This is a genomic window from Vibrio sp. 10N.222.48.A3, from assembly GCF_041475345.1.
GTDB lineage: Bacteria > Pseudomonadota > Gammaproteobacteria > Enterobacterales > Vibrionaceae > Vibrio > Vibrio tasmaniensis_A.
On sequence record NZ_JBFRVX010000302.1, the window covers coordinates 1 to 8007 of the forward strand.

Annotated in this window: 8 protein-coding genes and 1 pseudogene; 1 reads left to right on the plus strand and 8 read right to left on the minus strand. The window is 42.9% G+C overall.

All coding sequences use genetic code 11. The features are described 5' to 3' along the window. Positions 1-286: 286 nt before the first annotated feature. Entirely contained in the window at positions 287-505 is a 219-nt protein-coding gene (locus AB4653_RS09630) for a hypothetical protein (RefSeq protein WP_102257391.1), read from the minus strand. A 185-nt stretch (positions 506-690) separates the two neighbouring features. Next, positions 691-873, minus strand: a complete 183-nt coding sequence (locus AB4653_RS09635; RefSeq protein ID WP_371731383.1) for a transposase — start codon at positions 871-873, stop codon at positions 691-693. Between the two features lie 63 nt (positions 874-936). Between AB4653_RS09635 and AB4653_RS09640 the strand changes: the two are divergent. Further along, positions 937-1856 (plus strand): annotated as a pseudogene (locus tag AB4653_RS09640) (IS5 family transposase). Between the two features lie 99 nt (positions 1857-1955). Here AB4653_RS09640 and AB4653_RS09645 read toward each other — a convergent pair. The 6 genes from AB4653_RS09645 to AB4653_RS09670 are packed head-to-tail and all read right to left on the minus strand — an operon-like array spanning position 1956 to position 7820. Continuing rightward, entirely contained in the window at positions 1956-2801 is an 846-nt protein-coding gene (locus AB4653_RS09645; protein WP_016800130.1) for a DMT family transporter, read from the minus strand. Between the two features lie 11 nt (positions 2802-2812). Beyond that, entirely contained in the window at positions 2813-4087 is a 1275-nt protein-coding gene (locus AB4653_RS09650) for an opine metallophore biosynthesis dehydrogenase (protein ID WP_017100974.1), read from the minus strand. Beyond that, the gene (locus AB4653_RS09655; protein ID WP_016800128.1) at positions 4084-4863 is read right to left on the minus strand and encodes a hypothetical protein; all 780 of its coding nucleotides are present in this window, start codon (positions 4861-4863) and stop codon (positions 4084-4086) included. Before AB4653_RS09655 ends, AB4653_RS09650 begins: the two co-directional genes overlap by 4 nt. 8 nt (positions 4864-4871) lie before the next feature. Beyond that, the gene (locus tag AB4653_RS09660) at positions 4872-5639 is read right to left on the minus strand and encodes an ABC transporter ATP-binding protein (RefSeq protein ID WP_017100973.1); all 768 of its coding nucleotides are present in this window, start codon (positions 5637-5639) and stop codon (positions 4872-4874) included. Beyond that, the gene (locus AB4653_RS09665; RefSeq protein WP_016800126.1) at positions 5639-6703 is read right to left on the minus strand and encodes an iron ABC transporter permease; all 1065 of its coding nucleotides are present in this window, start codon (positions 6701-6703) and stop codon (positions 5639-5641) included. Before AB4653_RS09665 ends, AB4653_RS09660 begins: the two co-directional genes overlap by 1 nt. Further along, entirely contained in the window at positions 6696-7820 is a 1125-nt protein-coding gene (locus AB4653_RS09670; RefSeq protein ID WP_016800125.1) for an ABC transporter substrate-binding protein, read from the minus strand. The genes AB4653_RS09665 and AB4653_RS09670 overlap by 8 nt, the downstream gene beginning before the upstream one ends. Positions 7821-8007 lie beyond the last annotated feature (187 nt).

An 8007-nucleotide genomic window follows, 5' to 3' on the forward strand; every position in this document is an offset into this window, starting at 1 on the left:
ATCTAAGTTGACATTTTATGCGGCATACGGAACAGGGCAAGCCTGTATATCTCCCTATGGGAAAGCAGCCTGTAAAGGTTGCCGATAGGTATGCAGGTAAAGGAGGTTAGAAAAAGCGAATGCTACTTTGTAATGAAGTAGATACAGGTTATATCTGGCGCGAAAGCGAGCTGACTTCTAACTGGTCTCCCGTTGCGAGATAGCTTGAAGAACTTTATTAAAGAAGAAAAACAAATGATGATTTCGAATAAAATCAGTGCGTCTTCTGACAGCGAACCGTGGTTTCTTATTCATTAAATGGCCATTGGGGCAGTTTTAAAGCTTTAAGTGTGTATCGCAAAGGTAATTTTGTTACTGGGTGCTTAACGAGGCCTTTGTGGAGGCTTGAGCCGTATGCAGTGAAAGTTGCACGTACGGTTCTGAGGAGGGAGGCATCTGGGAACAGGTGCCGCCTATCCGACAGAGGCGTTTTAGCGATAATCGCCGTTAACTGTAATTTCGTCATTTTTAGCCTGTATTCTGGAGTTAAAGTGCTCCTGGATAAGAGTAACTTGGCGTTCATGTAAAAACAGTGTGTTCAAATCTACACCCCTTTCAAGAGGGGCGTTTTTCATCGATAATTTAGGCTCTTAGCGAAAACAAATAGTAATCGGGAAGTATTCCAAAAAATGCCCCTGTATTTTCAATTTTTCACCACACAGCCAAGTTAAAAGATTTTCGCTTCTTAAGCTCAATAAGCCATGAACCAAAATATTTTTCGACCGACTTATCTTTCCATAAAATTGACCTTGCGGCATGGATAAATAGCGTTCTCAGTTCTTTATTTCCTCTTTTTGATATTCCAAGTAGCGTTAACTGGCTTTGTTGCGTAATTCAATGGAACTAAATCAAGAACCTACGATCTGATCAGCTACGTTCACTACTTCTCGTAGCTCTATGCCTAAACCTCTTTACAAAACAACCAACTGGAAGCAATACAACCAATCACTCATTAACCGTGGCTCTCTGACCTTTTGGATTGATGAAGAGGCGATAGCGGGTGGGCGCAAAGCAAACAGAATAAGCGCGGTAGGCCACGTCGATTCAGTGATTTAGCTATCACGACAGCACTCATGGTGAAACGCGTGTTTTCTATGCCACTGAGAGCGTTGCAAGGATTTATCAACTCGATATTTATACTGGCCCATGTTCCATTAAGCTGTCCGCATTACACCTGCATCAGTCGTAGAGCAAAGCAAGTTGAGGTCTCATTTAAGACAAAAACGAAAGGAGCGATACAGCACCTAGCCATTGATGCGACTGGCCTAAAGGTTTATGGCGAAGGTGAATGGAAAGTCAAAAAACACGGGACAGATGGCAAGCGTAGAGTCTGGCGAAAGCTTCATATTGCCGTCGATACAAGCACTCATGTAATTATTGCAGCCGAGCTAAGTTTATCGACGGTTAGAGATGGGGAAGTACTCTCGAACTTACTGAAACAAACACGCCGAAGTATCCTTGAGGTGTCTGGTGATGGTACTTACGACACGAGAGCATGTCACGCTGCTATTAAGATTAAGCGAGCCGTTGCGCTTATTCCCCCAAGAGAAGGGGCTGCCTTCTTGGAGCGTGGTCATCCTCGAAATCTCGCAGTGGGTTGCCAGAAGTTATACGGCTCAAATAAGTATTGGAAAGAGCGGTATGGATACCACAAACGTTCACTCTCAGAAACAGCGATGTATCGAGTTAAACAGTTGCTAGGAGGGCAACTGAGCTTAAGAAATTACAATTCACAGGTAGGTGAAACTTACGCGATGATAAAAGCGTTGAACAAGCTTACTGGGTTAGGTATGCCTGAAACTTGTCGTATTGACTAAAAAGTATGCGAAACGGGGTGCATCTATCTCTAAATTTAATTACGCAACAAAGCCTTCCCTACTCTCTTTGATTAGTTTGTTTTCTAGGTGGTACTCAGATCATTGAATAATATTTTTTTTCTTTAGCGAGAGGGAAATAGATGTTGTTATTATTATAAGAACGCCACATGTGCTCATCCAACTAGGGATTTCATACCAAAAAATAACCCCCCAAAGTATATTGAAGACCAAGCCGATATAGCGGGTGACTGCAACTACAGCGGCGTTTTCATGACTGAATGCCTTTGTTAGGAAAATTTGCCCAATGAGCGAAACAAGACCAATGGCAATTAGATAAATCCACGCAATTCCCTGTGGAACCACAAACTCATCCCTCATCAAGTAACCGGATACCAACATCGAAGTGAAAAGAAAATAAAACACAATCTCGTAAATATGGTGCCTCTTACTCAGGTGGCGAATAGTGATAGAGGCAGCCGCCGCAAAAAAAGCACTCGCCACCCCTGAGAGGGCATACAAATTAAATGTATCGAAGCTAAATGGATTTACAATTAAGGTAACTCCAACCAAAGTGAGCGGAAAAAGGAATGCTACTTTTTTAGGGGCTTTTTCTCCCAAAATTAGGTTGGAAAGTAATATAACGAAGAACGGGGACAGGTAAGCCAAAATCACGGCGTCCGCTAGCGGCATGTGGGTAATCGCGTACACAAAAGCGAGCAGATAAAACGCCCCAAACAGGCCACGAAGCAAAAGCATTGGTATGCCCGTGGTAGAAAACCTGATACTCGCTTTCCACATTAAACCTAAAATCAGAACGGTTCCTATTGCGCTTCGGAAGAAGACAATTTCAGAGCTTGGAATCGTCAAACTGGCCGCTTTAATAAGTGCGTTCATGACACTAAAAATGAACGCAGAAAATATAGTTAACGCTACACCGTTGTTCATGATGGGTTTCTTTAAAGGTCGTATGATAGACGCACCCAACCAAGGTATTGGTGCGCTTGAGTGCGGGACTCTTCAATCAAATGGTGAGGGAGTTGAGAGCTACTTAACCAAGATTCGAATATACCTAGCACACGGTTAACGCTCGGTAATGCAATCCCATGCGCTCTGCCTAAGACTTGAAGCCAGTAAAGATTCTGTATATCTTCTTTAGGTATTCGAGGTAAAGACAACTTGCCTTTTTCCACCTTACCTTTGGCATAGGGCACGGCAGAGAAGTTGAAGTAGCACCCATTTTCATCCGGCTTAGAAAAAGGATCGATCAGAATCGCGCTGTATCGTACGTAAACCAAATATTCCTGCGCTATTGGAGTGAGCGACATAAACTGCTCAATTTGACGACGACGAATGGTTTCTGGATGCACAGGGTAGTTGTCATCATTGAGAAATTGTAACAAGTTAAATGGTGTTCCGTTAAAGTGAAGTATCAATCTTGATATATCGCGCCATAGCTCAACCAAAATGTGGATGGTTTCGGTTGTGATCGGTCCCTCAGGGAAAAGTTTGTACATGTACTTAACTTCTCTCGTCTCACTTAAGATATGATTGAGCGAGAAAGGGGTCATAAAAAATGCGGGATGAACGAAAGAGGTAATGTTTCGTCCTTCTACGCTAAACCCATTTTCCAACTCGACAACTTCAACACCGATATCCGCTAAAGTTTGAGTCAGTAGCTCTAGGACAGGGCATTTTTCTTTACTTGAGTAAGCATAAATACGTTTTTTAACCGCTTTGGTAAGGACACGAACGCCAGCTTGTTCCGTTATAAATTTAGTGGCCGCAAAGTAATTGGAAAATATCAGTACGTTGGGGGTTAAATTCAGTTCTGAAAACAAGCCTTTTACAATCCGGTGCCCACCAAATAAGGATGAAATGAGGACTACTATTTTTGTGGAACTCAAACACGATTTAGGTAAAGCCAATAGAACCGCTGAATAAGCATGAGATGGGGTGCCCAGAACCAACGTATCCCATTGTCCGCTTACATCGCGTAAATCTTCAAAAACCGCATCAAATATCACCTGCCCAGCCATTCGCTTCAAAGAGGATTTGGCAGCGAAAATATGCGCAATACGTTCGTTGTGTAAGCTTTCGAACATCGGCTGCCAGCGCTCTGATGAGCGGTTTACTAACCCAAGTTGCTCGCACTGGTTTCTGATGATTTTTGCTGTCTGAAATGCGGCTGGCCCTGTGCCAACGATTAACACTTTTCCTAATGAAAGAGTCATTTTGCGCGCTCCATCAAGACGGTGTCATATATCGCTGCATCGTTATGGATCTGTTGTGTTTCCCACCCATCCATTAGGTTTGGGTTGAAAGGGTAATTGAAGGCGGACTTTAAACCATTACCGAATCGAACTAATACTCGGTGAGAGTGGTTAAGATGAGGTCTAAGCTGTCTGAGTTGTTCCCATTTATGTTCCACTAAAGAGGCTACTACAACATGAGTTGGCCGGAAAGAGGCAAACTCAGTGATTAGATCTTTGCAGCTAAAAGTGGTTGACAAGTTGAGTTGGTTGGCCATTTTCACTGCCTGCTCATCAAGATCTATACCGTGCACGAGAGCGCCTGTGCTCTGAGATATAGTGAAAGCAGAAACCGGATAGGACCCTGAGCCAATAAACAGGACTCGAGAGTTGCTTTCAATTCCTGCTTTTTTTAGTTCAATTTTTGTGTTTTCAGAAAGTTGGTATAAATATTCGCTGATGTCGATTTGATGCTCTCTGGCACACTGAGACTGATGTTTTTCCAATAAACACAGAGCTTTTACAGCAGTTTCACGAAGCTGCTTGATTAAACGATCGTACTCAGGGGTCATATCAAAATCATCGCTAATGGTTTTAAAATTTTCTTGCAAAATCCAAGCGCAAAACTCATCAATTTTTTCTTGCAAAAGGACAAAACATTCACAATTTTCAAGGCTGTAATGAGTCAGGGTTTGAATTTGAGATTCAAACGTGGATAGAGAAACTAATAAGTGATATTGCCTTTTATTCATTGCCATAAGAATGCCTAATCTGTTTTAAGGGCTCGAACTGGGGTGACGTGGGTATGTCCATGAACGCAACAACCTACGTCCACATGAATCTGATAGATTTTCCCCAGCCTTTCAGAATCGAGCACGTCTTCTGGTTTACCGCAATATTGAACTTCACCATCATTCATTAAGAGAAGATGGTCGCAGTATCGAGCAGCGAGAGAGAGGTCGTGTAGGACCGCAATTGTGATGATATTTTTGGCTCGGGTATATTGACGAACAAGGTCTAAAATTTGGACTTGATGCTTGAGATCTAAGGCGCTTGTTGGTTCATCTAAGAGCAATACCTTGGGCTCAGCAACAAGAGATTGCGCCAGTGAAACCAGCTGTTGCTGACCACCGCTTAGTTGAGAAAACTGTCTAAGGGCGAGATTTCTCAAACCTAGATAATCAAGGATGGCGTCTGCTTTTTGTTCTTGTTCACATGTGATGTTCCAGCTCAGTTGATGAACCAAGCCCAGTAAGACAAACTCAATAACCGTTAATTGACAGGGAGATTTGTTGAGTTGACATAGGTACGAGAAGGATTGTAGCGGTAATCTCAGCCCGTCCTCCCCACTTGAATTAATCTTCCCATCAGAAGGAATGATGCCCATGATAGCTTTGAGCAATGTCGTTTTTCCTGCGCCATTGGGCCCTAAAATGGCGGTAAATTTGCCACCCAAAAAGTGGGCATCTACCTTCTTTAAAACGAGTTTTCTTCCAATTGGAACGGCAAGATTTTCTATTGAAAGCGACGTCATTAGATAAACCTCCTGCTTATCAGAAAATAAAGAAGGATCGGCACACCGACTAAGGAGGTGACGATACCAATTGGTATGATAGTGCCTGGGACAATCAACTTAGCAACAAGAGACGAGGTACATAAAAGCAACGCTCCCATTAATGCCGCCAAAGGTAAGTAGAAACGCTGATCTTCGCCTATTAGCATTCTTGCTAGGTGAGGAGCAACCAAACCAATGAAACCAATGGTTCCGACAAACGACACTGCTCCTGCAGTTAATAAGGAACACAGTAAAAACATCTGTAGTCTTAACTTGCTGGTCTTTATTCCCAAGGCGAGTGCACGCTCTTCGCCTAAAGTGAGGGCGGTGAGTGCCCATACCTTAGATAACGCAAAGACCAAACCGAACAGGAAAACGGCTCCTGAAACAAAGAAGGACAACCAACTCGCCTTCAGTAGACTGCCAAATAACCAAAAAACAATTTGCTGCAGCACTTCTGGTGATGCCAAATATTGAATTAATGACTGTAAAGCCTGGAAAAAGAAGAGAACGACAATACCTGCCAAAATCAGGATTTTTGCGTCCATATGTCGGCTGCGACCAATTATATAGATCGCCATACTCGCTAATCCAGATGTCAAGAAAGCGGCAAACGGCACGCCTAACCAATGCAAACCAAATACTGAAAAACCGGTTAAAAAAGCTATGGCTGCACCAAATCCAGCAGCAGCAGAGATACCAAGGGTATACGGACTGGCAAGTGGGTTGGCTAAGAGGGTTTGCATTAGACCGCCAGCGAGGCCGAGTGAGGCGCCAACCATAAGACAGGTGAGAGTGATGGGTAACCGAAGTTGCCAGACAATAAGTGTTGATAAGCTGTCACCAGAGGGACCACCTAGGAGGGCTTCAACAACTTGTTCAATGCCTAGCCACGATGAGCCAGTACCAAGATCGAATAAAGCGGAAAAACTCGTTGCCAGAAAAGCGCCTAGCAAAATCTTAATTCTTTGCTTCTGCATTCTTTGATAAATAGCGCCGCTGGAATGATTCAGGTCAGACGATGCTTTCATGCTTTCATTCATGAGTTACGCCCACCTGAATCATGAAAGTGCCTTTGAGCGCTTGCGGCATGTAGTTCCTAAAAAATTCTTGGTGCAATTTCTTAGGTTCAATATCTTTAAATGCTTCTGGGTAAATAGACTTTGCTAGATACAACAAGAAAACGTGGTCGTAAATAGTACGTGTTCCTGAGTGGTATATACCGTAGACGTCACCATTTTTAACTGCCGTCAGTTGATTCCAGCCAGCACGATTTAGGTAGGGGCGGTATCTAGTTTGCGCTTCTTCCATTGTGCTGTTGAAACCAAGCAGGGCGCTGTCGTTATGTTTAACCCAGTGAGCACCGGATATAAAGATCACTTCTGGATCTTGACTCAAGATATATTCAGGCGTTAGGTGGGCAGAACCTTCAAACATCCCATGGGCAAGGTTATCGGCCCCCGCCATTGTCAAAAGGTTGCCCCACATTGTCGTCGAGTAAGATTTACCGTATTCATTTGGTCCACCTGTACCTGCTTCCACATACACACGGCGTGCCGTGTGGTTTTCCAGATGCCTCGTAACACGTTGTTTAACCATGTTTACTGTGTTTTCGTATTCCGTTGCAATCGATGAAGCGCGTCCTTCTGTCCCCATTACTCTGCCTATAACACGTGTGCTAATGACGTGTTTTTCAAGCGTTTGAGCATTGAAGTCTACAACGACAACTCTGATACCATTCTTTTCAAGTATTTCAACTTTTTCACCAAGGGATTGATATTGCCACGCCGCAAGAAGTGCAACATCAGGTTTAGTTAACAAGAGTTTTTCGAAATCAAAAGTACCTGTATAAAGAGAACCTGAATCAATAATCGTTTCTAACTCAGGAATGATTTTTTTATAGGTGGTCCATTGAGATTGACGGTAATCTTTCCAAGAGTGTCTTGGGAAAATAGCCACTTTTTTGTAAGCATCTGGTCCAGCGATCGCTAGGTAATCCTCAAAATAAAAACCTAGGAAAATTTTTTCTGCCGGCTTTTCTAAAGAGATGTTTCTACCGAGCACGTCTTTGAACTGAAGAGCTGTAGAAGCAGAGGCCATGTCACCCAAAGCCAAAGTTGCCAAAAAAAGTGCTTTTACTTTTAAAAGGTGTCCTTTCATTCCCTCGACCTCAAATAGAACACTAATTGTTATAATGTAACAATGGTTCTAGGGTTGAAAAGATATATATTTATTATTTATATCTATTAAATATAAATAATAAAGCTAGGTGGATTTGTTGTTGCGTAATTCAATGGAACTAAATCAAGAACCTACGATATGAGCAGCTACGTCCACTCTCTCTCGT